A 23843-nucleotide genomic window follows, 5' to 3' on the forward strand; every position below is an offset into this window, starting at 1 on the left:
TAAAGGCGCCCCATCGACCCCTAGAAAGGCCCCCCATGGACCGCTTCGACGCGCACCGAGCCATCGCCAGGTCGCTTGATACCGATGCGATCGCCCTCGTGCCGGGTGCGAATTTCGCCCGCGTCATGGGCGCAGATTTCGCTACGTCCGAACGCCCAACCCTGATCGTTATTCCCGTTGAGGGTGCGCCTGCGGCGATCATGCCCAATCTCGAACTTGCCTCTTTCGCCCAACTCGGTTTCGACGGAAACGTGTTCGATTGGCGAGACCAGGCAGGATATGACGACGCCTTCGCTGCGCTCGCGGCGCATGTGCCACTGACCTCGCTGGCCGTCGAAGGCCAGTCTATGCGGGTCTTCGTGCATCACGCCCTAAAACGCGCCTATCCCGATCTGTCCATCATCGACGGCGAGCGCGCCATATCCGGCCTGCGGCTGCGAAAGACGGACGACGAGATTGCAAAGATTGCCCGCGCCATCGAGATATCCGAGGCCGCTTTGGGCGACGTACTGGACGCCGTGTGCATCGGAATGACCGAGCGCGAGATCGAGAGCCGCCTGATTGCCGCTCAATTTGCGCATGGTGCGACCGGCATGGCGTTTTCACCCATTGTGGCGGCGAACACGAATTCGGCGATGCCCCACGCCCACGCCCGCGACTACGCGGTACAGGCTGGCGATGCGCTCTTGATTGATTTCGGGGCGATGTATGACGGGCTGTGCGCCGACATCACGCGCACGGTTTTCGTGGATCATGCCGACGATCATGCCCGCGAGGTCTATGACACGGTGCTCCGCGCCAATATCGCGGGCATCGACGCGACACGCGCCGGCGTGACGGCGCATGTCATCGACGATACCGTTCAATCCGTGCTGGAGGCTTCGCCCTGGCCGGAACGCATTCGCACCAAGACCGGGCACGGGCTGGGGCGACAGGTGCATGAGGAGCCGTATATCATGCGGGGCAACGAACAGCAGATGGAGGCGGGCATGGTCTATACCTGCGAGCCGGGGCTCTATGACATGGAGCTTTTCGGCGTGCGGATCGAAGATGACGTGTTGGTCACGGACGAGGGCAGCAAGGTTCTGACGTCGTTTCCAAAAGAGTTGCAGGTGGTCGGCTGATGCTTCGGTTCCTGATTTCGCGCCTTCTGACCTTCATTCCCACCTTCATCGGTGTCTGCATCATTTCCTTTGCCTTTATCCGCGTCTTGCCCGGCGACCCGATAGTGGTCATGGCGGGCGAGCGCGGGCTGAGCGACGAACGTTATCAGGAAATGGTCGAGCAATTCGGCTTTGACCGGCCCCTGATCGTTCAGTTCTGGGACTTCTTCACCGGGGTGCTACAGGGTGACCTCGGCACGAGTTTCGTCACCAAGCGGCCTGTGTTCGACGAGTTCTTCGCACTTTTTCCGGCGACGCTGGAGCTGTCGTTCTGCGCCATCGTCATCGCCATCGTGCTCGGGCTTCCGGCCGGTGTGATCGCGGCGGTCAACCGTGGCAAGTTCTTCGACCGGGCGTTGATGTCGTCCGCGCTGGTCGGGTATTCGATGCCGATTTTCTGGTGGGCGCTTCTGCTCATCATCATTTTCTCGGGCAACCTTGGCTGGACGCCGGTCTCGGGGCGCATCGACCTGCTCTATTTCTTTCCGCCGGTCACCGGCTTCATGCTGATCGACAGCCTTCTGTCGGGGCAGGACGGGGCGTTCACCTCTGCCGTGCGCCATCTGATCCTGCCCTCGATCGTGCTTGCGACCATTCCGCTTGCCGTGATCGCACGGCAGACCCGTTCAGCCATGCTCGAAGTGCTTGGCGAGGATTACATCCGGACCGCCCGGTCCAAGGGCCTCGCCCCGCCGCGCGTGAACGGGCTGCATGCGCTCAGGAACGCGATGATTCCGGTCATCACCGTGATCGGGTTGTCGGTCGGGATGCTTCTGGCCGGGGCGATCCTGACCGAGACGATTTTCTCCTGGCCCGGAATCGGCAAGTGGATGGTCGACAGCATCTATCGCCGCGACTACCCGGTGGTGCAGGGTGGGCTTCTGATGGTCGCCTTGATGGTGATGGTCGTGAACCTGATCGTCGATCTGACGTACGGCCTTATCAACCCGAAGATCAGGAAGCGCTGACATGGCTGACGTGAGTTCATCGACAAACACCACGCCGACCGACGCGGCCACGGCACGGCCCGGACGGTTCAAGGAATTCTGGCGCTACTTCAAGGAGAACCGCGGCGCCGTCATCGGTTTCTACGTGTTCGTGTTCTTTTTGATCGTTGCGATATTCGCGCCGCTTCTGGCGCCCTTCGACCCGTCATCGCAGAACCGGGCCGCGACGCTCGTGCCTCCGTTCTGGCAGAGCGGCGGCAACTGGACCTATCCGCTTGGCACTGACCCACTTGGCCGCGACATGCTCTCGCGTCTGATCCACGGGGCGCGGTATTCGTTCCTCGTCGGGACCGTTGTTGTGATCCTCGCGGCCACAGGTGGTATCCTCACCGGACTCGTCGCGGGCTTTGCCCCGAAATGGCTGGATACGATCATCATGCGGATCATGGATATCATCCTGTCGATCCCGTCACTGCTGCTCGCGCTCGTGCTGGTCGCCATTCTCGGGCCGTCGCTTCTCAATGCGATGATCGCAATCGCCATTGTCCTCCAGCCGCATTACGTGCGCCTGACGCGGGCGGCGGTCATGACGGAGCTGTCGAAGGATTACGTGGTGTCGGCCAAGGTCGCGGGCGCCCGGCTACCCCGTTTGATGTTCGTCACCGTGCTGCCCAATTGCCTCGCCCCGATCATTGTGCAGGCGGCACTGAGTTTCTCGAACGCGATCCTCGACGTTGCCGCGCTGGGCTTTCTAGGTATGGGGGCGCAACCGCCGACGCCGGAATGGGGCACCATGCTGGCAGAAGCACGCGAATTCATCCTGCGTGCGTGGTGGGTGGTGACCTTCCCCGGTCTCGCGATCCTCGTCACGGTGCTCGCGATCAACCTGATGGGCGACGGGTTACGCGACGCGCTCGATCCGAAGCTGAAAAGGAGCTGACATGTCTCTCCTGACGATCAAGAACCTTTCGGTCGATTTCGACACCGCAGGCGGAATGTTCCGCGCTGTGGACGGGGTGGACATCAACGTGGACCAGGGCGACATCCTCGCCATCGTGGGGGAATCCGGTTCGGGCAAGTCGGTCTCCATGCTGGCCATGATGGGTCTTCTGCCCTGGACCGCGACGATCACGGCGGACGAGATGAGCTTCGACGGGATAGACCTGCGCGACCTTGGCCCCATGGCGCGGCGCAAGGTGATCGGGCGCGACATGTCGATGATCTTCCAAGAACCGATGTCGAGTTTGAACCCCTGTTTCACGGTCGGATTTCAGATCAAGGAATCGCTCAAGATCCACCTCGACCTCGACCGGGCGGAGCGCAAGAAGCGTGCGATTGAATTGATGGAACTCGTCGGTATCCCCGATCCAGAGCGGCGGTTGAAGGCGTTTCCGCACCAGCTTTCAGGCGGGATGAGTCAGCGTGTCATGATCGCCATGGCGCTTGCCTGCAAACCGCGCCTCCTTATCGCGGACGAGCCGACGACGGCACTCGACGTGACCATCCAGGCGCAGATTCTCGATCTGCTTGCGGACCTGCAAAAGGAAACCGGCATGGCACTTATCCTCATCACGCATGACATGGGCGTGGTGGCGGAAACGGCGCAGCGGGTGCAGGTTCAATACGCGGGTCAGAAGGTCGAGGAGCAGGAAGTGCGCGGCCTCTTTTCCGACCCGCATCACCCCTACACGGCGGCGCTTCTCGCGGCTTTGCCGGAGCGCGCGACCGAGCGACACCTGCCGACCATTCCCGGTGTCGTGCCGGGCCAGTATGACCGGCCGCAGGGATGCCTGTTCTCGCCGAGATGCAAATTCGCCGATGACAAATGCCGCAAGACGCCTCCGCCGGTGCAACCGCCGGATCTGGGGCTCGCGCGATGTCACTATCCGATCACGCGGCAGGAGGACGTGGCATGAACGCGGTGGTAAGTGCCGAAGGGCTGGCGCGTCATTATGAGGTCGGGGGCGGGCTGTTTTCAAAACCCGGCGTCGTGAAGGCTCTGTCTGAGGCGACGTTCCAGATCGAGGCCGGGAAGACGCTGGCGGTGGTCGGCGAGTCGGGCTGCGGCAAGTCAACGCTGGCGCGGCTGGTGACCCTGATCGAGGAACCGACGGCTGGCAGCCTGAACATCGACGGGATCGAGGCGACGCCGGACAATTGGGACCGACTGCGCAGCCATGTGCAGATCGTGTTCCAGGACCCCTACGGGTCGCTCAATTTGCGCCACAGGATCGGTGCGATTCTCGAAGAGCCGTTGAAGATCAACCGCCCGGACATGCCGGCCAAGGAGCGGCAGGCCAAGGCGCGCGAGATGCTCGAGCTTGTGGGCCTACGCCCAGAGCATTTCGACCGCTTCCCGCATATGTTCTCGGGCGGGCAGCGCCAGCGGATCGCGGTAGCGCGCGCGCTCATGCTGGAGCCGAAGCTTCTGGTGCTCGACGAGCCGGTTTCGGCGCTCGATCTGTCGATCCAGTCGCAGGTTCTGAACCTGCTCCTCGACCTTCAGGAGCGTCTGGACCTCGCTTATCTGTTCATCTCGCACGACCTGTCGGTAGTTCGCCATGTGGCCGACGATGTGGCCGTGATGTATCTCGGCCGTCCCGTGGAATTCGGGACCAAGGAACAGGTCTTCTCGAACCCGCGTCACCCCTACACGAAGGCGCTTCTGTCCGCGACGCCATCGACCGAGCCCAATCCGGACAAGATGCGGATCAAGTTGGAAGGCGAATTGCCGTCGCCCTTGGCCGTGCCGGACGGGTGCCCGTTCGCGCCGAGATGCTGGAAAGCGAAGACGAAATGCCGGGAGCAGCGCCCGGAATTGATGGGCGAGCATCCGGCAGCGTGCTGGTATCCGGAGGGCTAGGACGAGCGTTTGGAAACGGTCTTGAGCATGATCCAGATGTCCATGCAGCACGACTGGTTCCGCTGGTAGATCAAGTCGAGACGGGCTTTCCGCGGCACGCAGCGACGGGAATAGACCGCGTCTGATTCATCGGCGGACTGGCAGTCGGCAAGCAGCTTTTCTTCATGCGCGTGAAAGACGAGCGACGCCAGCCCGGTTATCCCCGGTCGACATTGCAAGACCTCGGCATAAAGCCCGGGAAACCTGTTTACATACATCCTAAGGGGCGGTCGCGGGCCGACGAAGCTCATGTCGCCGCGCAGCACATTCCAGAGCTGCGGGATCTCGTCCAGACGGGCCGCACGAAGCATGGAGCCGGTTCGCGTGATCCGGGCGGACTTGTCTCCGCCTGAAACGCCATGATCCGATATTGCGGAACGCATCGTGCGGAACTTGACAAGGTCGAATCCCTCGCCGGTACCCTTCATTCTTTCCGAAACGTAGAACACCGGGAAACCGTCGAACAGAATTATGGCGACCGCGAGCGCAACCATGACCGGGAGCAACACGAAGGATAGAACGACCGCCAAGGCCAAGTCGAAAAGCCGCTTAGGAAGGGACATCTGTCATGCCAAGTCCAGCCCATTCGCCGATGATGGCCTTAGGATTCCAAGCACCGTGAGGCATAGGCGCGATCCGAGCGAGTTTGGCCGTATTCAGCACGATGTTCTGATGCGCATGTAGCGGTGCTGGAACAAACCTCCAAGGGATACTTCCGGCTTCGGCAAGATCTTCCATATGAACCGCTGATTGTGCAGCGACATTGAGTATAGGTGGCAAGGGGCCTTTATGTAATGCCAGCCGGACAAGTGATGCGGCAAGCGACACCGGGCCGATGTAGGAGCGAAACGGTCCCCTATCGTCTGCGAACCTGTGAATAATCAAGGGCCTGCCCGAGCCTGCATTTGCGAGTTTCAAGAGAAGCGCATCCGCACCTGCGATATTTCCGATTCTGAGGTTCGTCACTTCGACCTTGTCGGCACTCAGACTAAGCGCGGCTCTTTCCATGTCGACTTTCGCTTTCCCGTAAGGGTTCACAGGCCGGGTTTCGTCTTCCTCGGAGTACGGGGTGGATTTCCACGATCCGTACACACTCGATGAGGACGCAATCAGGACGCGGCGGATATTGGCGTCCAATGCGCCGGCGACGCAGGCCTCGGCAATCGTGCCGTTGTCTTCGAGATTGCCGCCCGATGCCGGTATGACGCCCGCCATGACGATCATTGCATCTATCGAGCCATAGTGTGAAACCCAGTCGCGCAATGGTTCGGTGCTTTCCAAAGGTGCCCAACGTAACTGCCCCGGCGTGTTCGCTTCCGCGCAGTCACGCACCTGGATTACGGTTCTGGCGCCTGGCGGGTAGCGCGTCCATGCCTTCGATATTAGCCGTCCCGCCCGTCCGGTGCTCCCCACGAGGAGCAATCGTGCGTCGGGACGGGTCCGGGTCATGATGCGATTGCCTCACGCCGTGCTTGGGGTGCTCCCCCACGCGCAAGGCCGAGGTGATCGAGCAGGATCGCGTTCACTCGTTCCACGTCGAAACGTGTCCGCGCGAGCGCGAGGCTGGCCTGCGCCATCCGTTCGCAATCATCCGGATGATCGAGGAGCCAGTGCATCCGTGCCGCAATCGCATCCGGGTCACGAACCGGCACCAGAAAACCGTTCTCTCCGTCAATGACTGTTTCCCGACATCCCGGGGCATCCGTGGTGATAACTGGGCGGCCTGTCGCCAGCGCCTCGAGCGTGGAACGCGGGACACCTTCGCGATACCGTGATGGCAGCACGAATACTCGGCAACCAGCTAGGAAAGGACGCACGTCCTCGACGTGACCGACGTATTCCAGGACGTCGCTTGTCCAATGCGCGAAAATGTCCGGGTCAATGGCGTCGGGCCCGCCGTCGATGAAACCCAGTAGCTGGAACCGCGCATACGGATGGGTCGTTCGTACCGCCAGCGCGGCTTGCGCGTATTCTTGCACACCCTTCGCACCAATGACGCGCGCAACCATCAGAAAAATGGGCGCATCAGGAAGAGGTGCGGGTCTGTAATGCTCGAGGTCGACGCCAGAACCGTCCACAAGTCCGGCCTTTCGCGGCTCACCCAGACACCCCGCGACCATAAAGTCGCGCAAGTCGTCATGGTTCTGAAAAATGACCGCTTCGTTTCGGTCGGTGGCGCGGCGATAAAGCGTGCGTGCGATACGCTTGACCAGCCTTGTTCGCGGGCTGTCGCCGTCGGATGCCGAAAAGGCAAAACCAAGGCCCGTGATCATGGCGACGCTGCGCACCCCCTCGGCATACGCCGCGAATGCGCCCCAGATATTCGGCTTGATCGCATACGTCAGTACGAGGTCCGGTTCGATCCGGCGGATCAATGCGCGCAGATCTTTCGCATAGGCGATGTCCGCGCGAAAGCCAGTGCCTTGCCGCGTCATGCGCGTTTCATGTGTCGTGCAACCCAACGCTTCGACCCGTGCCCGCGTGCTTTCGTCGAGATCGGGTGCCCCGGCATGAACCTCATGTCCCAATCCTCGCAATTCGCTTATGAGCGGCCCGCGGAAGTTCACGAGCGATGGCGCGTAAGCTGTGAGAATGAGCACCTTCATGGGCAAGAACCGCTCGTCTTGGTCCTGTGAACGGTCGCCGCTTCAATAGAAGTGCCGCGTGCCATTTTGGTATTTCTGCGAGGCATCCCCAAAGGTCAGGACGCCGGAACTGCTTCGCGGACCGGCGCTTTGTACCCGTCAACGAACCTGGTCACGAGGTCGCGAATGCCGTATTTGTCCTGCCCTTCCAGCATCGCGGAAAGCTCACGCACGAGTGACGCTGTTTCGATCTGGCTCAAGAACGTCTCCTCGGCACGCAGGATCAGGGGATGCGGAGTCTTGAGCAGGTTGTCGGCACCGATCAGAAGCTCCTCATAAAGCTTCTCGCCCGGCCGCAATCCGACGATCTGGATTTCGATGTCGCCTTTTCCGGTGTCCGGGTCGCGCACCGTCTGACCACTCATTTCGATCATCCGCCGCGCAATGTCGAAAATCCGTTTCGGCTTGCCCATGTCGAGAACGAAGACGTCTCCGCCCGCAGAATATGCGCCGGCCAACAAGACGAGCCGCGACGCTTCGGGAACCGTCATGAAATACCGTGTGACCTCCGGGTGTGTCACTGTGACCGGGCCGCCGCTCTGGATTTGGCGGCGGAAGAGAGGAACGACCGACCCCGACGAACCGAGCACGTTGCCGAACCTGACCATCGACAGTTTCGTTCGCGTGCTGCGCGTGGCGAGGTCCTGAAGAACCATTTCGGCCATCCGTTTGGTCGCGCCCATGATATTGGTCGGACGAACCGCCTTGTCGGTCGACACCAGCACAAAGCGTTCGATACCGGCCTCGATGGCTGCGAGCGCGACGTTTCGCGTTCCCAAGACATTGGTGAAAGCGCCCTCGACCTCGTTGTCTTCCACGATCGGCACGTGTTTGTAAGCAGCGGCATGCAAGATGACATCGGGGCAGGTCTCGCCGATGATCGATCTCACCCTTCTCGGGTCGGTGACAGAACCCAGTCTGGCGATAAGGTCGATATTGGCGTCCTTCGCCAGTTGCGCCAGTTCCATTTCAAGCGTGTAGAGGGCAAATTCGCTCTGATCGAACATGACCAGCCGATCTGGCGCGCATTTCAGGATTTGTCGGCAAAGCTCTGAGCCGATCGAACCGCCGGCCCCCGTCACCATCACCGACCGACCGGCGTAGGTTTTGGTGATATGCGGGTGCTCGAGATCGACCTGGCTCCGTCCAAGAAGCTGTTCGGCAGGGACGAGACTGATGTCCTTTTTACGACCTTGCAGGATGAGATCGACGAAGGACGGCATGACCTGGATCTCGGCGTCGAGTGACGACAGGTTGGCCACGATCGCCTTGAGTCGCTCGGGACTCGCAGACGGCATCGCGATCAGCACCCGGTCGATGCGATACCGTTGCACCAGGTCGGCAAGTCGCTCGGGTTCGCGCACCATCATGCCGGAGACGTATGTATGTTGAACGTGAGGATCGTCATCCACGAACATGACGGGAAGCATTTCGGACGACCGCTTCAATCCGTGGGCGAGTTGCATGCCTGCTCGCCCCGCACCGTAAATGATCGCCCGGCTCGCACGGACGCCATAGCGCAGTTTCAGGTCGATGAGATTCGCGAGAAGGAACCGATAGGTCGTCGCAAGTCCGAAGAAGAACACGCCTGTCCCCAAGGGAACGGAACGCGGAACAGGCGTTTGCGTCAGGAAGCTCGCGAACCCGGCGGCGAGGGCCAGCGCGACCGTCGTCGGCAGAATGTGCATCAAGAGCTTCGAGTGAAACTCGGACGCTTTGATGCGATGGAGCCGAAAACCGAGGATCGAGATTGCTGCGAAGACAAGATAGGCCCCGCTGAACAAGCCTGCCTGTCCCGTGTCGACATTCGGACCCAACGTGTCGGTACGCACCCAGAAGGCGAGTGCCAGGGCCGCAGACGCGGTCATTAAATCAAAGGTGAAAAGGATCGCGTGCTTCACTCGGCGAGGCAGTCTTGTCGCTGCCAAAGCGGGAGAAAGAAGCAATTTATCAAATACTTCAAACATCAGTAACTCCGCCCTCGCAACACATCTTATGCGTGAAATGAGCCATGGATCAAGATTACTTATGGTTGTATTTCCAAAAAATCCTAGTGGGGACACGCCGCTCTGCGACGAAGGCAGCGACTCGCAGCCTTCAGAACTCATTGACCCGTTACGACGAATAGTCAGCACGACTGGACCAACGGCCGGTGCGGTGATGCCCGTCACTTGTCACGCCCGTTGAGGGCTTCGACGGACCCGCAGGTCTTCCTCACCAGCCGCATTCGACCGTATCGAGAGGATAGGAAAATGGGAAAGATTTCGCTTCCGGAGTTGCATCACGCGACCGATGAACTTGGCGATCCGGTGCCACACGCTTTGATGTACGTTTACCGTGCCGGGACCGACAACCTTGCCCCATTGTTTTCGGATTTCCATCTGACGGTGACGCAGCCCAATCCCGTCCGGGCGAATGACTTCGGGATATTCCCGCCAATTCATGCGGTTGACGGCTACTATCGCGCGGTGGTCCTCGCACCTTTTGGCGAAGAGCTTCACTGCGCCGAAGATTTCCCCGTGGCGACCGCCGTGGAAACCAGCGGTGCGATTTCCGTCGCCGGACGCAAGTGGTTCGCGTCGGTCGAAGCGATGCTCGCAGATTCCCAGATGACGTATGAAACTGGGGCCGGAGACGACACCGTGAGCGCCGGAGAGGTGATTTCTGCAATCGACCGCGGTTACAGCTATCGAATTGTCGATGCATCCGCCACAGAATACCACCTTCTGACCGCAGGGGGTATCCGGCTCGAGGTGCTTCGCACGCCGGAAGGCGATTTTCACACCGCGATGTGGGGCGTGAAGCCGGGCATCGATGAAACCGCAAAGTTGCACAACGCTCTGGCGACCGCTGCAGGCGGGGTGCTCGTAATAAACAAGGTTTTGGGCGAAGTGGTTGGCGACACACTTACCCCTGCTGCAGCTACGCGACTCCGCTTGGAAAACGGCCTGATCTACAAGGTTCTGTCGGGCGCGACGCGCGGCATTCAGATCCTCGATCAGGACATTCATGTAGAAGGCTATGGTGCGACCATCCAGATGGACGGGTCGCAGTCGAGCCACGGTATCGCAGTGCTTGCAAGCTCGACTTCGACACCGCGTAACTGCACCGTTAGCGGCGTCCGCGTCATCGGAGCCGGGAACACTGGCGACGATTGTTTTTATATCGGGGGCGATCCTGCGACCAATTCCATCCCGCAAAATATCGCCCTTGTCGATTGTATTGCCGACGGCGACGCCGTGGCGCGAAATGGTCTTAGCATTGTCGCCGGGCGCGACATCCTCGTCGACAATTTCGAAGCCTTCGACGCCGGTCCCGCCTTCGGGCTCGGGATAGACGTAGAAGCGAACCGTTATATGGCGGACGCAACCAGCGCGCTTCGGAATATCCTGATCCGTCGCCCTCGCTGCCACGACAATCCACACAACTCGGGCATAGGCGTGGTGTTCGGGTCGGAAGTGACGATTGAAGACGCCGCATGCTGGAATAACGGAGGGTCCGGAATCATCACGAGCGCCGGAGGCACCAATTTCAAGGAAGGCATAGCACGTGTCGGCGACGTTCTCGGCATCAAGTCATTCGACACGGCGAACGGTTGGATCGAAGTGACCGACGGAACGGCAGGAAATCTGCTGACCGACGATCTCGACATTTATGAAGGCATGTACGTGTCACGCATTACCGTGAACGGAGCGACTTGGCCCGCGGAGATGTCGGCGGGCTACTACCAGATTGTCGAGATAGACCCGTCGCAATCGAAGATCCGGGTCGGCGTCGCTTCGGGCGTTGGCGAGATCGCCGGCTTCGCTGCGATCGGCACGGGGGAGCGGTCCTTCGACCCATGGGCGTCCGACCTGCGATTGAACGTTTACGGCAGGCCCGGCAACAACGACAAGATCCGCATTGAGCGTGCGCGCTGCTGGGACAATGCAGAGGATGGTATACAGCTTCAGACGTCTCGCGACCTCGTCTGCACGGGCTGCGATATCGCCACGCAACGCTTCGGGTTGAAAGTCACCTATTCCAGCAACGTGAGCGCGACCGAGAATGTCATGGTCCATACCGATCCGGCGGCATTTGGCCGTGGAATGCTGGTGACCGCTTCCAATTTCGTCTCGGATCGGAACGTGATCCGCAATTTCACCTACGAAGGCGTCTTTATGACCGGCGTGTCCGGCGCGGTCTGTGGCCGGGATCAGGTGACCAATTGCGGCGCGTCGAGCAACATCGCCTATCGCGTATACAGCTGCAACACCGGAACCTTTTCGCCGGTGATCCGCAGCGACGCGACACATGCCACAACCAAGGGCGTGGCGCTTGAGGCAAGTTGCAGCAATTGCGTCGGCAGCGGGATCATCGCACGGGGTGTCGGATCGACAAACGCGAACAGCTTTATCGGCGGCTCCAACACGGTCTGGCGCGATTGCATCCAGAAGGACGGCACGTTCCGCTGAGCCTCATGACCCGGCGCGAGACGCCGGGTCAGATACAGCGCCCGCCGTCCACTTCCATGGCAACGCCAGTCACCATGCCGGCCTCGTCCGAGCAAAGAAAACAGGCGGCGTTGCCCATGTCTTCCGGGGTCGAGAAGCGACCGAGCGGAATGGTCGAGAGGAATTTTGCGCGCATCTCTGGCGTGTCCTCGCCCATGAAGCTCGAAAGAAGCGGCGTTTCCCCCGCGACGGGGGCGAGCGCGTTCACACGCACGCCGAATGGCGCGAGTTCGACCGCCATCGTCTTGGTCGCCGTGATCATCCAGCCCTTAGAAGCGTTGTACCAGTTGAGGTTGGGGCGCGGGCTGAGCCCCGCCGTCGACGCGATGTTGAGGATCGCGCCCGACTGGGCGACTTTCATGCGTGGTACGATATGGCGAGCGGTGAGATAGACCGACTTTGCGTTCACGTTGAACACACGGTCGAACTCCTCTTCCGTCACCTCCTCCATCGGTTTCGGAAGATGTGTGATGCCGGCGTTGTTGACGAGAATGTCGATCCCGCCCATCTCGCGCTCCGCTGTGTCCGCCAGGGCTTCGACCGAGGCGCCATCAGCCACATCGACCCTGAGCGCGACGCCTCCCACATCGTCGGCGACCTTGCGCGCGGCTTCTTCGTTCAAATCGGCGATGAGCACCTCGGCACCTTCCGCCGCGAATTTTCGCACGATGCCTTCGCCAAATCCCGAAGCGCCGCCGGTTACGATGGCGCGTTTCCCTTCAAGACGCATGTGGTCCTCCCATTAGTCCGGCGTCAGGTTGCGCGTGTCTCGGGGCGAGGGCAAGCCCAAGTGACCCCGTCGAGACCGCCGAGGCGCGCGAAACGCGCGAGTTCCGCGTCGAGCCGGTCGACCCGGCCTTGTCCGAAACGCACACCCGGCTCGGTCCAGATCCCAGAGACGCAGAGCGTGTTGGTGGACTTGTCGGCTTTCGCCTGAAGCCGCCCCACGAAACGGTCCCCTTCGAGCAGCGGGTAGACGTAATAGCCGAACACCCGTTTGTCGGCGGGCACGAACATCTCGTTGCGATAGGAAAAGCCGAACAGCCGTTCGGTACGGGCGCGGTCTCGGAAGGCCGGGTCGAACGGATTGATGATGCGCAAGCGGTTCGACAGGGGCGGCTCGGTCGCGAGGCGAGTTTCGATATCAGGGGCCGCGCGGCTTGCATGGATGCGCCCGTCCCCGCCCTCGATCTCGACCGGGATCGTGTGGGCATCGGTCCAGGCACGCGCCTCGGCAGGACGGGCGAGATCCCAGAACCGGGCAACTTCACCATGGGTGGCGAAGGGCAGGTGGGCTAGCGCGCGAGCGTGGAGCGAATGCTCGCGGTCTAAATCAGAAGCGCCCCTGTCAATCGGGCCCAGAACCCGCTCGCCGAGGTCGTAGAATTTCACGAAATTCTCGCGGTGGCAGGTCGCCAGCGCGCCCGCGTACCACATCTGGTCCAACGCTTTCTTATGCGGTGGTCGCGCCCACATTTCGCGTGCTTCGACCTTGGTGTCGAAGGCATGGGTCGAGAGCGGGCCTTCCTGCGAGATACGGTCGCGTATGGCGTCGATCTCGGCCCGGCCCAGACCCGATTGATACCATGCCCCTTGCGCAGCCTTGTCGCCAAGTTCGTGAAAACGGCGGGTCCAGAGGGGAAGGACGGAACGCGGGATCAACGAGGCATCGTGCGTAAAGTGCTCGAACAGATCACGGTTGGCCAAGTGTCGCCAGACCTGCCCTTCGCGATAGGTCTGCGCCCGGCTCCACAGGATGTGATCCTGAGCGCGGACCACGTTGCGGATGGTGTCGATCTGAAGAAACCCCAACGCCTCGATGATCGCCATGACATCGGGCGCACGGGTCGGCGCGGCAGCGAGTCCGTGGGCATCGAGCCAAAGCGCCCGCGCCGTTCGGTTGTCAATCCGCAGGGGGGTCAAACGGCGCGCGGGCGAGGGGCCAGCCCCTCGCACTCCCCGGGATATTTGGAGACCGGAAACAGGGTGGCTGCGCGCGTCGGTTCAGCCATGCTTTGCCGCGACTGTCTTGAGCGTGGAGAACCCGTAGAGCGCCTCGAAGCCCTTCTCGCGCCCATGGCCCGATTTCCCGACCCCGCCGAAGGGCAACTCGACGCCGCCGCCCGCGCCGTAATTGTTGATGAACACCTGTCCGGCCCGGATCGCCTTGGCCATCCGCATCTGACGTGCGCCATTTTCCGTCCAAACGGAGGCGACAAGGCCATAGTCGGTGCCATTCGCGATAGCGACCGCCTCCTCCTCGGTGTCGAAGGGAATGGCGACCTGCGCGGGGCCGAAAATCTCATCGCGGGCGAGGGGGTGGTCGGGAGGGACATCGGCAAAGAGCGTCGCCGGCACGTAGTGGCCGGCCTCGGGGGCGCCCTCGGCGATCGAGCCAAGCCCTGCGACCCGGAGGTCTTCGCCCTTCTCCAAAAACCCTTTCACGATCTCTTTCTGCTTCGCCGAAATGAGCGGGCCAAGGGACCCGTCGCTGTCGGCGGGGGCTGAAACCATCGCGTCATAGCGCGCGCCCATCCGGGCCACAACGTCGTCGTAGACGCCACGCTGGATCAGAACCCGCGACGAGGCCGAACAGGTCTGACCCGCATTCTGGATACAGGCTCCGACGAGGAACGGGATCGCGGCGTCGATGTCGGCATCGTCGAACACGATCTGGGGCGACTTGCCGCCGAGTTCCAGCGTGACGGGGGTTACGTTCGTTGCCGCCGACGCCTGCACCAGAGATCCGACGCCCACCGACCCCGTGAAGCTGATGTGATGCACGCCGGGGTGCGCGGTGAGAGCGGCGCCTGCTTCTTCGCCAAGGCCCGGGACTACGTTCAGCGCACCGGGGGGGAGCCCCGCTTCCTCGGCGAGGGCGACGAAGGCGAGCGCGGTGAGGCAGGCTTCCTCCGCGGGTTTGAGAACGCAGGCATTGCCCATGGCGAGTGCAGCACCGACGGAACGTCCGATGATCTGCATCGGGTAATTCCAGGGGACGATATGCCCGGTGACGCCATGCGGTTCGCGCAAGGTATAGACGGTGTAGCCGTCGAGATAAGGGATCGTCTCGCCCATGATCTTGTCGGCAGCTCCGCCATAGAATTCCATGTACCGGGCGAGTGCCACGGCGTCATTGCGAGCCTGCGTCAGCGGTTTGCCAACGTCCGCCGCCTCGATGATCGTGAGTGCTTCTATTTTCTCCTGCACCAAGCGCCCGATGCGCGTCAGGATCCGCCCACGCTCCAGCGCCGTCATGCGCCCCCAGTCGCCGTCGAGCGCAGCCTGTGCGGCGGAAACGGCGGCGTCGATGTCTTCGCCCGTGCCGCGCGCGATGGTGCCGATCACCTCGCCGGTCGACGGGTTCTCGAGGTCGAGTTGCCCGCCACCTGTGGGCGCGCGCCATTCGCCGCCGATATGGACTTGTGTCGCGTCGTACCAAAGATGTTCACGCATGTTGGCCGTCCTCCTGCCAGTCGTCCGGAATACGCGGGGTCGCCGCGATCAGGGTTCGGGTGTAATCGTGCTGAGGGTCGGTGAAGACGGTTTCCGTCACGCCTTCCTCCACGATCTCGCCCGCGCGCATGACCATGACCCGGTCGGTGATCGACCGCACCACGGACAGGTCATGGGAAATGAAGATATAGCTCAAGCCGTGCTCGGCTTGAAGTCGCGCGATCAGGTCGAGCACCTGCGCGCGCACCGAGACATCGAGCGCCGAGACCGCCTCGTCCAGCACGATCAGGTCGGGCTTGGTGATGAGCGCACGGGCGATGGCGATGCGCTGCCGCTGACCGCCGGAAAACTCGTGGATATAGCGATCCATCGCAGAGGGGTCGATCCCGACATCGGTCAGAGCTTCCGCCACGCGCGCCCGGCGATCCTTGGGCGGCGAGGGCATGAGGTGGAAGGGCTCAGAGACGAGCCGTTCGACCGTCCAGCGTGGATTGAAGCTGCCATACGGGTCTTGGAACACGACCTGGATCCCGGCGCGCAGCGCATTGGGGAAATCCGGGCCGACCTCGCGCTCGAACGCTGTGATGCGGCCGCCCTGGATCGGGTCGAGGCCGAGGATCGCGCGGGTCAGCGTAGACTTTCCGCAGCCGCTTTCCCCCACCAGTCCGAGGCTTTCGCCTTTGCCCAATGTGAAACTCACCTCGTTCACGGCGCGAAACCGGCCCGGAGGCGCGAAGAGAGACGGCCGCGCGGTCGGGTAGTCGCGGACCACCGCATCGGCGGTCAGGATCGCGTCGGTGACGGGAAGGGGTTTACGGTCAGGTTGGTGAGAGGAGGCCGCGAACAGCGCCTTGGTATAGGGGTGGTTCATGTTGCGGAACAATGGCTCGGTCGCGTCCTGTTCGACGATCTCGCCCTCCTTCATAACCGCCACATGATCCGCCATGCCCGCGACCACGGCGAGGTCGTGGGTGATGAGCAGTAGCGACATGCCCTCCTCGTCCACGATTTCGTTGAGCAGGTCGAGGATCTGCGCCTGCGTGGTCACGTCGAGGGCGGTCGTCGGCTCGTCGGCAATGAGAAGCTCGGGGTGGAGCGCGATGGCCATGGCGATGGCGACGCGCTGACGCTGTCCGCCTGACAGTTCATGTGGGAAGCGTGTCAGCGGCATGTGCCCCAGACCCACGCGCGCGAGCTTTTCGCCCGCGATGCGCCGGGCCTCGCGCCGTTCGGCACGGCCATGGATGAGCAGCGTTTCGGCCACCTGGTCGCCGATCGTCTTGACCGGGTTGAGCGCCGTCATCGGCTCTTGAAAAATCATACCGATCCGATTGCCGCGGATGTCACACAGGCGGCGTTCGGACACATTCAGAAGGTTTTCGTCCCCCAGCCGCACCGCGCCGGAAACGTCCGATCCGTTCGGTAACAGTCCCATGATCGCCAGCGCAGTCATCGACTTGCCTGACCCGCTTTCGCCGACTAACCCCGTGACCTTCCCCGGCGCGATGGACAGGTCAATATCCCTCAGAATGGGCGTGCCATGAATCGAGAGCGACAGGGATTCCAGCCCGATCATGCGCGCGCTCTCCTGACCCGCGGGTCCGTCAGATCGCGCAATCCGTCGCCCATCAGGTTGAGGCCAAGCACCATCGCGACGATCGCGAGTCCAGGCAGGATGGCGAGCCGCGCGTCGGTGAAGATCATCGTCTGCGCTTCCGCAAGCATCCGCCCCCAGCTTGGCGTGGGGGGCTGTGCGCCGAGGCCGACATAGGACAGCGCCGCTTCGGCGAGGATTCCGAGCGAGAACTGGATCGTTCCCTGCACGATCAGGAGGTTCAGGATGTTCGGAAGGATATGCTCGACGCTGATCCGGACCCGGCCCTTACCCGCAACGCGCGCCGCGAGGATGTAATCCAGCGTCCAGATCGAAAGCGCACCACCCCGCGTCACGCGGGCGAACACCGGGATGTTGAAGATCCCGATGGCGAGGATAGCATTGACGGCCGAGGGGCCGAAGACGGCGGTGATCAGGATCGCGATGACGAGTGAGGGAAAGGCGAAGATCAGATCGTTGCCCCGCATGATGATCTCGTCGATCAGGCTCCCACGATTTGCCGCCGCCATGAGGCCAAGCGGGACGCCGACGGCCATGCCGATCCCCACCGCGACGATCGCGACCGCGATCGAGGTGCGCGCGCCGACCATCAGCATCGACAGCGTATCGCGCCCGAGGTGATCCGTTCCGAGCCAATAGGTCGGCGAAGGCCCCTGCAACTTGTCCGAGATGGTGAGGGTCGCCACGTCGTGCGGCACCCAGATGAAGCTCAGAAGCGCTGCGGCCACGAAAAAGACGCTCAGAACCGCGCCGATGAGGAGTTGGACAGGAAGCTTCATCTCCCGCGCCTCAGCCTGGGGTCGACCGCGGCATAGGCGACGTCGACGAGGAAGGTGACGAGGATCACCGCGAACACGAGCAGCATGACGAGGCTTTCGACCACGATCAGGTCGCGCTGGGTGATACCCTGAAAGATCAGCCGGCCGAGACCGGGGAGGTAAAAGACGTTCTCGATAATGATCGCGCCCGCGAGCAAAAACGAGAATTGCAGCCCGATGATGGTCAGTACCGGGATCATGGCATTTCGAAGCGCGTGGCGCACGGTGGCCTGCCTGCGGCTCAGCCCTTTGGCCCGCGCGGTGCGAATGTAGTCTTCGCCCAGCGTTTCGATCAGCGCCGAGCGCATGACGCGGGCGAGGATCGACGCTTGCGGCAGGGCGAGCGCGAAGGCCGGAAGCGTGAGGGATTTCACTCCGAGCCAGAAGCCCGCGTCCCAGCCGGGAAACCCGCCAGCCGAGAACCAGCGCAGGGTGACGGCGAAGATCAGCACAAGCAGCATCGCGAACCAGAAATTCGGGACCGCGATGCCAAGCTGCGTTGCTCCCATGATCGAATAATCCGCCGCACTGCCGCGCCGGGCGGCAGCGATAAGGCCCACGGGAATGGCGATCAGGGTAGAAAGCGCGAGGGCATAGAGCGCGAGCGGCAGCGACACCCAGAGCCGTTGCATGACGAGCTCAGAGACCGGCACCTTGTAGGTGTAGGAGAGGCCGAAATCCCCGGTCAGCATACCGCCAAGCCAGTCCAGATAACGCAGGGCGAGGCTGTCATTCAGGCCGAGCTGTTCGCGCAGGGCCGCCACGGCGTCTTCCGAGGCATTGATCCCCAACATGTACCGAGCGGGATCGCCCGGGATCACTTCGATGACCGCGAAAATCACCAGCGACGCGATCAGAAGGCTCAGGGTGAGCGAAACGAACCGGGTGAGAGCGAAGCGCAGCATGGGGGGAGGTTAGAGCGGGGGCAGGGCGGCGAAAAGCCGAAACATGCGCCATAGGGGCAAAGTCTCTAGCCGCGACGCCCGACGTGAAAAGGGGCGCCAAACAGCGCCCCTTTCTCGTATCATGTAACGTGCATCACTCGGTCCAGCGCACATCCGTCAGGTCGTTGGCCTGCGTGGGCGCGTTTTCCCAAAGCCCTTCGATATTGGCATTCGCGACACCGACCTTGGCAAGCTGGAAGAGGTAGGCGTTCACGAAATCATTCGCGATAGTTTCCTGCGCCTCCTTGTTCATGGCGGCACGGGCCTCCGGGTCGCTCTCCACCGCCAGATCCGCGATCAACGCCTGGAAGTCGGCGTTGTCATACTGGAAGTAGTAGTCGGGGCGGGCATAGATGTTGATGTCCGCCGGTTCCGTGTGGCTCACGATGGTCAGGTCGAAATCCTTGCCGGTGAACACCTGTTCCAGCCATTGCGCCCATTCGAGGTTGGTGATCTCGGTCTCGATCCCGACCTCGCGAAGCTGGGCTGCGATGATCTCGCCGCCACGGCGCGCATAGGTCGGCGGCGGCAGCATGAGGCGCAGCGATAGTCCTTCGGCTCCAGCCTCGGCGAGAAGCGCTTTGGCGGCCTCGGGGTCGTAGTTGGACGTCTCGGTGAGGTCGACGTAATCCGGGTTGTGCGGTGCGAAATGGGTGCCGATTGGGGTGCCGTAGCCGAACATGGCTCCGTCGATGATTTCCTGCCGGTTGATCGCATGGCTGATCGCCTCGCGCACCTTCACGTCATCCAGCGGCGCGACGGCATTGTTCATGGCGAGGATGGTTTCGCCCTCGGTCGAGCCCTCGATCACGGTAAAACGGGGGTCTGCTTCGAACTGGCTGACCAACTCGGGGGCCGGGAAGACCGGGAAGACGTCGATGTCACCCGCCATCATCGCGGCGAAGGCGGCGTTGCCGTCCGCGATGAACTTGAACGTGGCCGTTGCGAGCGCAGGGGCCTCGCCCCAATAATTCTCGTTCCGGCTGATCGTCACGTGATCACCCTGCACCCATTCGGTGAAGGTGAAGGGGCCGGTGCCGATCGGCGTCGTCGCGGCCTGTTCGATGGTCTCTTCGGCCACGATCACGGCGTCGCCCCAGGCCATGTTGAACGGGAAGTTGCCGTTCGGCTCGGACAGTGTCACGCGCACGGTCAACGGATCGACCGCTTCGACCTCGGTGATTCCCGCGAAAAGCGCCTTCTGCGCGTTCGTCGAATCCTCGGCGCGGGCGCGGTTCAGGCTGAACACCACATCTTCGGCGTCCATCGCGGTACCGTCATGGAACGACACACCGTCGCGCAGCGTGAAGGTATAGACGGTCCCGTCCTCGCTCACTTCCCACTCGCTTGCGAGCGCGGGCTGGATCGACCCGTCCGGGCCGAACCGGGTCAGACCCTCGAAGATGTTGGCATAGACCACTTCGTCGATTGCGGCGGCCGCGCCACCGGTGGGGTCGAGGTTCGGCGGTTCGAGCTGCATGCCGACGGTGATCGTATCCTGCTGGGCGAGCGCGGTGCCCGCCATGAGCGCCACGGCTGCGGCGGTGGTGAAAAGCTTGGTCATTGGGTCTCCCTCCTGGCGCCCCGTTCGGGGTCGGCACCATGAAACTACCCGAAGGGCGCAGGTGCAAGGCAATTTCCCGTGGAGCTTAGGTTAGAAGAAGAGGCGCAGAAGGTGTCCGATCACTTCCCGGTCCAGCTTTTCCACCAACGCGACACACGCCCGCGCCGCTCGTCCGCATAAGCGTCGACCTTGTCCCAGGCATCCCGGCCATCCTCGAGCCGTGGGTCAATGGCACGTTCGCGAAACTGCCGCCAGAAGGCGCGCATGAAGATGAACGCGGCGAAGAGTGCGATGAAGAAGAAGATGTTGAACCACGGGATGATCCGCACGTCCGGCCCGTCTACCGGCTCAATTGCGATCGCGTTCGGATAAATCGAGAAGAACCGATTGCGCCAGCCGTACCGCGTGACCACCACCCATTGCTCGTTCCCCGGGGCCGAGACATTGGCAAGCGCGGCGGCCTGAAGATCGGATGAATCGAACTTGAAATAAGGCGGCCAGATCCAGCCCGTATCCTCATTGCGATAGACGAAAACCCGCTCGGCATCCCGCCGGATCAGGCCGAGAAGCGCCTCGCGTTTCTTGACCGAGTTGATGAGCCGCACGTCCCGCGTGGCGAGGTTCTCGTTGGCACTGTCGGACTGCGCGTAGAACGGCCGGTTTATGGCCGAGAAATCCATGCGGATGACCTCGGTCCCGGTGATCCGGGCGATGTCGTGGCGTGGCAACACGTAGAGAAGGACGAGGCCGAGCGCGACCGCGATGATACCGAGAATGACGTTGCGGACAGTTCGCATGATGGCCTCAATTCGCGTTGGTAATATAGAGGATCACGCCCACGGCGAGCGCGGGCACGATGTAGATGAGCAAAAGGAGCTTGGGTCGGATCGAGTCGTTGTAGTCGATCATGCCTTGCGTGATGAAGGTCTGGCGCGCGGCTTTGTCGCCGCCGTCCGGATTGTCCTCGGCCCATTCCTTTTCAAGCTTCTCTCGCCGGACCGACCGGGAATACCACGCCACGGCGAGGTAGATTACCGAGAGAAACAGAAATCCGAAAACGATGAGCCTGAGCAATGCCATGCGTTACCTCCTGATGGCCCCCCAAGGCCCGACGATGTCGAGTATATCTTCTTTGGCCGCGGGTGAAACCGGCTTGGCCGACGGGGTCGCCGCCGGTTCCTCGCCTCCGAAAAGCGCATCCCGCGCCCCGGCCTTGTTCGCCGCGTAATCGCGGGCGAGAAAGTCGGCCACATATTCCTTCTTCGCGTCCGGCCAGCCTGCATAAGCGTCATAGAACGCCTGTTTGTGGCAGATGAAGAGCTGCCGGATGTCGAGCGGCGCAAGCTCGGACAGCATCTGGTTGATCAGGTCACGATCCGGGTGATCGGGCCGCGCGCGCAGCGTGTAGAAATAGCTCGCGTCGTCCGATGCGATCCGGGGCCATTTGCCACCGTTCAGCGCCCATCGGACAAGTTGATTGAGCTTCAGAAACTCTTCGGGCAGGTCCGATCCCATACGTTGGGCCAGCCGGTGCAGCGCCCGGTGATCCATCCCTTCGATCTCGATCCCCCGGCTGGTCGCCGCATCGACGAGGATGAAATCCATTTTCTGGCGCAGGATCGCCGCGCCATCGACGCCGCGCGCCTTGATGATCGGTTCGACCAACTCGTTCAGTTCCAGAAACGCCGCGACCCCGTTGCGATCCCCGAAATCCAACGTCGTCTCGATTGGCATGACGCCCAACTCATCCTTGTCGCCCACCGCGATCGCCGCAGGCTCGGCCACGTCGCGAAACACGTAAAGCCCGCCGAAATGCGCGGTCCAGAAGTTGTTCTGGGTGTAGGTGGGGCGTTCGAGGTCGATGGGCTGGCGCGTCACGTCGCCGGTCTTCTTGGCAAGCCCGATCATCTCGGCGATCAACACATCGTCGAACCAGGCGTCCTCCTCGGTCTGGAACCGCTCGATCCGGTCGGCGAGCTTGCGGGCATTCTCAACATGGCTCTGCGTCGTGTCCGCGCTGACGGTAATGGTGCGGATGTCGAGCAGGCGGGCCGGGTGCGAGACCTCGAACACCGAATTGTCCAGCTCGCCCGCGACGGCGTCATGGGCGGTCAGCGCGAATAACTTGGCCTCGTTCCCCTCGATGAACTGCCGCAGGATACCGCGCGAGGTCGAAAACTTGGCATTGAGCAGCGGCGCGGTCTTCTGCTCCACCGTAAGGATGATGAACATCCGGTTCACCCCGTTGGGGTTGAGATAAAGATGGTCGCCAAGCTCCTCCCCGATCTCGTAGGAATAGCCGGCAATGTCGATATGAAACTCGGAAAGCGCGGTCCGCTTGCCGGTGAGACTATTAAGCGCCCGGTTGTAGCGGTCGATCAAGGCGGGGCTGTCCACCCGGATCAGGTTGCCAAACATCAGACCGCGTTTGATGAGGCGGATCATGAGCGGATTCCTGGCTTGTTGAGGATGGACCTTAGATCGTTCACCGACAGTGGGGGCACTTCTCTATGCAGCATTGCATGACAGTTCGGGCATACAGGCACCAAGTCCTCGATCGGGTCTACGCGTCGCTCTGCACGCGTTTCTGATAGCGGCGAAACATGATGAACGTGAATGAAACCCTCACCTAGTTCGCCGAATGTCTCGCCGAAGTTCATGCCGCATACTTGGCAGTCGAGGCCATAATGTTCGAGACACAAAGCGCGTGCTGCAGAGTTGCGTTCTACGGCGCTCACGCTGACCGTTCTTCTTGAACCCTCCAAGAGCGGCTCAAGGACTGTGGGCACATCTGATGCCCATTCGTCAGGGAAGTAAAAAACCCCATCTTCTGAATAGGCGAAGTATGTACCTCGGTCATATACCAGTCGTCCGCTTTTCAGATTAGGATCAAACTCGGTAATCCTGACGGTCTCACTCTTCATAGTCGGGTCAATTAGCTCTTGTCCCATGGAGAAGGTCTTGAGCCGGTAACCGTCGTGAAGGACAAGTTGCGCGTATTCTTTCGCTTCGGCGAAGGCCGGTTGTTTCCGTCCGTTTGCGTATTCCCACTCGTCTTTGAGTATGACGCGCATAGTCGGTGTCGATGCGGTTTGCCAAGTGCCAAAGATCACGAGTTTTTCTTTGTGGTTCACAAAAGCCCAACTCCACCTCCAATTTCGGCATGAAGCTCCATGGGACTCAATGAAATTGCGGCGCGATGTATTGGACATTTAATTTCACCAGCGTTTCGCTTGCGAAACGATGAGCGCCCGACCGCCCCCACGGGCGGGCGCTTCGCGTCCACCCGCGGTCGG

General features: G+C 61.7%; 21 protein-coding genes. 6 read left to right on the forward strand and 15 right to left on the reverse strand.

Going from position 1 to position 23843, the window contains the following annotated elements; translation table 11 throughout:
• The first annotated feature begins 35 nt into the window (after positions 1 to 35).
• The 5 genes from KJP28_RS17460 to KJP28_RS17480 are packed head-to-tail and all read left to right on the forward strand — an operon-like array spanning position 36 to position 4973.
• Complete coding sequence (locus KJP28_RS17460; RefSeq protein WP_218393903.1) at positions 36 to 1124, forward strand: M24 family metallopeptidase; 1089 nt, start codon at positions 36 to 38, stop codon at positions 1122 to 1124.
• Positions 1124 to 2131 carry an ABC transporter permease subunit gene (locus KJP28_RS17465; RefSeq protein WP_218393904.1) on the forward strand — a complete coding sequence of 336 codons (1008 nt, stop codon included), beginning with the start codon at positions 1124 to 1126 and terminating at the stop codon, positions 2129 to 2131. The genes KJP28_RS17460 and KJP28_RS17465 overlap by 1 nt, the downstream gene beginning before the upstream one ends.
• A gap of 1 nt (position 2132) precedes the next feature.
• The gene (locus tag KJP28_RS17470; protein WP_218393905.1) at positions 2133 to 3050 is read left to right on the forward strand and encodes an ABC transporter permease subunit; all 918 of its coding nucleotides are present in this window, start codon (positions 2133 to 2135) and stop codon (positions 3048 to 3050) included.
• A gap of 1 nt (position 3051) precedes the next feature.
• The gene (locus KJP28_RS17475; protein ID WP_218393906.1) at positions 3052 to 4026 is read left to right on the forward strand and encodes an ABC transporter ATP-binding protein; all 975 of its coding nucleotides are present in this window, start codon (positions 3052 to 3054) and stop codon (positions 4024 to 4026) included.
• Positions 4023 to 4973 carry an ABC transporter ATP-binding protein gene (locus KJP28_RS17480; protein ID WP_218393907.1) on the forward strand — a complete coding sequence of 317 codons (951 nt, stop codon included), beginning with the start codon at positions 4023 to 4025 and terminating at the stop codon, positions 4971 to 4973. The genes KJP28_RS17475 and KJP28_RS17480 overlap by 4 nt, the downstream gene beginning before the upstream one ends.
• On the opposite strand, the gene KJP28_RS17485 is transcribed toward KJP28_RS17480, so the two are convergent.
• The 4 genes from KJP28_RS17485 to KJP28_RS17500 all read right to left on the reverse strand — a co-directional run bounded on the left by KJP28_RS17485 (position 4970) and on the right by KJP28_RS17500 (position 9558).
• On the reverse strand, positions 4970 to 5575 hold the full coding sequence (locus KJP28_RS17485) for a sugar transferase (RefSeq protein WP_218393908.1): 606 nt from the start codon (positions 5573 to 5575) through the stop codon (positions 4970 to 4972). The genes KJP28_RS17480 and KJP28_RS17485 overlap by 4 nt on opposite strands.
• The gene (locus KJP28_RS17490) at positions 5562 to 6461 is read right to left on the reverse strand and encodes an NAD-dependent epimerase/dehydratase family protein (protein WP_218393909.1); all 900 of its coding nucleotides are present in this window, start codon (positions 6459 to 6461) and stop codon (positions 5562 to 5564) included. The genes KJP28_RS17485 and KJP28_RS17490 overlap by 14 nt, the downstream gene beginning before the upstream one ends.
• Positions 6458 to 7618, reverse strand: a complete 1161-nt coding sequence (locus KJP28_RS17495; protein ID WP_218393910.1) for a glycosyltransferase family 4 protein — start codon at positions 7616 to 7618, stop codon at positions 6458 to 6460. The genes KJP28_RS17490 and KJP28_RS17495 overlap by 4 nt, the downstream gene beginning before the upstream one ends.
• A gap of 95 nt (positions 7619 to 7713) precedes the next feature.
• On the reverse strand, positions 7714 to 9558 hold the full coding sequence (locus tag KJP28_RS17500; RefSeq protein ID WP_218393911.1) for a polysaccharide biosynthesis protein: 1845 nt from the start codon (positions 9556 to 9558) through the stop codon (positions 7714 to 7716).
• 351 nt (positions 9559 to 9909) lie between these two features.
• Between KJP28_RS17500 and KJP28_RS17505 the strand changes: the two genes are divergently transcribed.
• A complete protein-coding gene (locus KJP28_RS17505) occupies positions 9910 to 12111 on the forward strand; it encodes a right-handed parallel beta-helix repeat-containing protein (protein WP_218393912.1) in 2202 nt (733 codons plus the stop codon).
• A 28-nt stretch (positions 12112 to 12139) separates the two neighbouring features.
• On the opposite strand, the gene KJP28_RS17510 is transcribed toward KJP28_RS17505, so the two are convergent.
• From KJP28_RS17510 to KJP28_RS17560, 11 genes are all read right to left on the reverse strand, one after another.
• Entirely contained in the window at positions 12140 to 12880 is a 741-nt protein-coding gene (locus KJP28_RS17510; protein WP_218393913.1) for an SDR family oxidoreductase, read from the reverse strand.
• Positions 12881 to 12903: 23 nt separating this feature from the next.
• Entirely contained in the window at positions 12904 to 14073 is a 1170-nt protein-coding gene (locus KJP28_RS17515; protein ID WP_218393914.1) for a winged helix-turn-helix domain-containing protein, read from the reverse strand.
• 81 nt (positions 14074 to 14154) lie between these two features.
• Complete coding sequence (locus tag KJP28_RS17520) at positions 14155 to 15606, reverse strand: aldehyde dehydrogenase family protein (RefSeq protein ID WP_218393915.1); 1452 nt, start codon at positions 15604 to 15606, stop codon at positions 14155 to 14157.
• Positions 15599 to 17182 carry an ABC transporter ATP-binding protein gene (locus tag KJP28_RS17525; protein ID WP_218393916.1) on the reverse strand — a complete coding sequence of 528 codons (1584 nt, stop codon included), beginning with the start codon at positions 17180 to 17182 and terminating at the stop codon, positions 15599 to 15601. The genes KJP28_RS17520 and KJP28_RS17525 overlap by 8 nt, the downstream gene beginning before the upstream one ends.
• Positions 17179 to 18000 (reverse strand): ABC transporter permease, encoded by an 822-nt coding sequence (locus KJP28_RS17530; protein ID WP_218393917.1) that lies wholly within the window; start codon positions 17998 to 18000, stop codon positions 17179 to 17181. Before KJP28_RS17530 ends, KJP28_RS17525 begins: the two co-directional genes overlap by 4 nt.
• Positions 17997 to 18944 carry an ABC transporter permease gene (locus KJP28_RS17535; protein WP_218393918.1) on the reverse strand — a complete coding sequence of 316 codons (948 nt, stop codon included), beginning with the start codon at positions 18942 to 18944 and terminating at the stop codon, positions 17997 to 17999. The genes KJP28_RS17530 and KJP28_RS17535 overlap by 4 nt, the downstream gene beginning before the upstream one ends.
• Positions 18945 to 19077: 133 nt before the next feature.
• Complete coding sequence (locus tag KJP28_RS17540) at positions 19078 to 20547, reverse strand: ABC transporter substrate-binding protein (RefSeq protein WP_218393919.1); 1470 nt, start codon at positions 20545 to 20547, stop codon at positions 19078 to 19080.
• Positions 20548 to 20666: 119 nt separating this feature from the next.
• Positions 20667 to 21344 carry a DUF1523 family protein gene (locus KJP28_RS17545; protein WP_218393920.1) on the reverse strand — a complete coding sequence of 226 codons (678 nt, stop codon included), beginning with the start codon at positions 21342 to 21344 and terminating at the stop codon, positions 20667 to 20669.
• A 7-nt stretch (positions 21345 to 21351) separates the two neighbouring features.
• A complete protein-coding gene (locus KJP28_RS17550; RefSeq protein ID WP_218393921.1) occupies positions 21352 to 21627 on the reverse strand; it encodes a hypothetical protein in 276 nt (91 codons plus the stop codon).
• Between the two features lie 3 nt (positions 21628 to 21630).
• Complete coding sequence (locus KJP28_RS17555; RefSeq protein ID WP_218393922.1) at positions 21631 to 22992, reverse strand: DUF6638 family protein; 1362 nt, start codon at positions 22990 to 22992, stop codon at positions 21631 to 21633.
• A complete protein-coding gene (locus tag KJP28_RS17560; protein WP_218393923.1) occupies positions 22989 to 23681 on the reverse strand; it encodes an HNH endonuclease in 693 nt (230 codons plus the stop codon). Before KJP28_RS17560 ends, KJP28_RS17555 begins: the two co-directional genes overlap by 4 nt.
• Positions 23682 to 23843 lie beyond the last annotated feature (162 nt).

Origin of the sequence: Maritimibacter dapengensis (assembly GCF_019218265.1) — a bacterium.
In the GTDB taxonomy this organism is placed as follows: Bacteria; Pseudomonadota; Alphaproteobacteria; order Rhodobacterales; family Rhodobacteraceae; genus Maritimibacter; species Maritimibacter dapengensis.

Coding starts and splice junctions, on each gene's coding strand:
- KJP28_RS17545 (WP_218393920.1), bottom strand. CDS start 21,344: ATGCGAACTGTCCGCAACGTCATTCTCGGTATCATCGCGGTCGCGCTC.
- KJP28_RS17510 (WP_218393913.1), bottom strand. CDS start 12,880: ATGCGTCTTGAAGGGAAACGCGCCATCGTAACCGGCGGCGCTTCGGGA.
- KJP28_RS17490 (WP_218393909.1), bottom strand. CDS start 6,461: ATGACCCGGACCCGTCCCGACGCACGATTGCTCCTCGTGGGGAGCACC.
- KJP28_RS17535 (WP_218393918.1), bottom strand. CDS start 18,944: ATGCTGCGCTTCGCTCTCACCCGGTTCGTTTCGCTCACCCTGAGCCTT.
- KJP28_RS17495 (WP_218393910.1), bottom strand. CDS start 7,618: ATGAAGGTGCTCATTCTCACAGCTTACGCGCCATCGCTCGTGAACTTC.
- KJP28_RS17550 (WP_218393921.1), bottom strand. CDS start 21,627: ATGGCATTGCTCAGGCTCATCGTTTTCGGATTTCTGTTTCTCTCGGTA.
- KJP28_RS17505 (WP_218393912.1), top strand. CDS start 9,910: ATGGGAAAGATTTCGCTTCCGGAGTTGCATCACGCGACCGATGAACTT.
- KJP28_RS17475 (WP_218393906.1), top strand. CDS start 3,052: ATGTCTCTCCTGACGATCAAGAACCTTTCGGTCGATTTCGACACCGCA.
- KJP28_RS17525 (WP_218393916.1), bottom strand. CDS start 17,182: ATGATCGGGCTGGAATCCCTGTCGCTCTCGATTCATGGCACGCCCATT.
- KJP28_RS17480 (WP_218393907.1), top strand. CDS start 4,023: ATGAACGCGGTGGTAAGTGCCGAAGGGCTGGCGCGTCATTATGAGGTC.
- KJP28_RS17470 (WP_218393905.1), top strand. CDS start 2,133: ATGGCTGACGTGAGTTCATCGACAAACACCACGCCGACCGACGCGGCC.
- KJP28_RS17530 (WP_218393917.1), bottom strand. CDS start 18,000: ATGAAGCTTCCTGTCCAACTCCTCATCGGCGCGGTTCTGAGCGTCTTT.
- KJP28_RS17555 (WP_218393922.1), bottom strand. CDS start 22,992: ATGATCCGCCTCATCAAACGCGGTCTGATGTTTGGCAACCTGATCCGG.
- KJP28_RS17460 (WP_218393903.1), top strand. CDS start 36: ATGGACCGCTTCGACGCGCACCGAGCCATCGCCAGGTCGCTTGATACC.
- KJP28_RS17540 (WP_218393919.1), bottom strand. CDS start 20,547: ATGACCAAGCTTTTCACCACCGCCGCAGCCGTGGCGCTCATGGCGGGC.
- KJP28_RS17485 (WP_218393908.1), bottom strand. CDS start 5,575: ATGTCCCTTCCTAAGCGGCTTTTCGACTTGGCCTTGGCGGTCGTTCTA.
- KJP28_RS17465 (WP_218393904.1), top strand. CDS start 1,124: ATGCTTCGGTTCCTGATTTCGCGCCTTCTGACCTTCATTCCCACCTTC.
- KJP28_RS17520 (WP_218393915.1), bottom strand. CDS start 15,606: ATGCGTGAACATCTTTGGTACGACGCGACACAAGTCCATATCGGCGGC.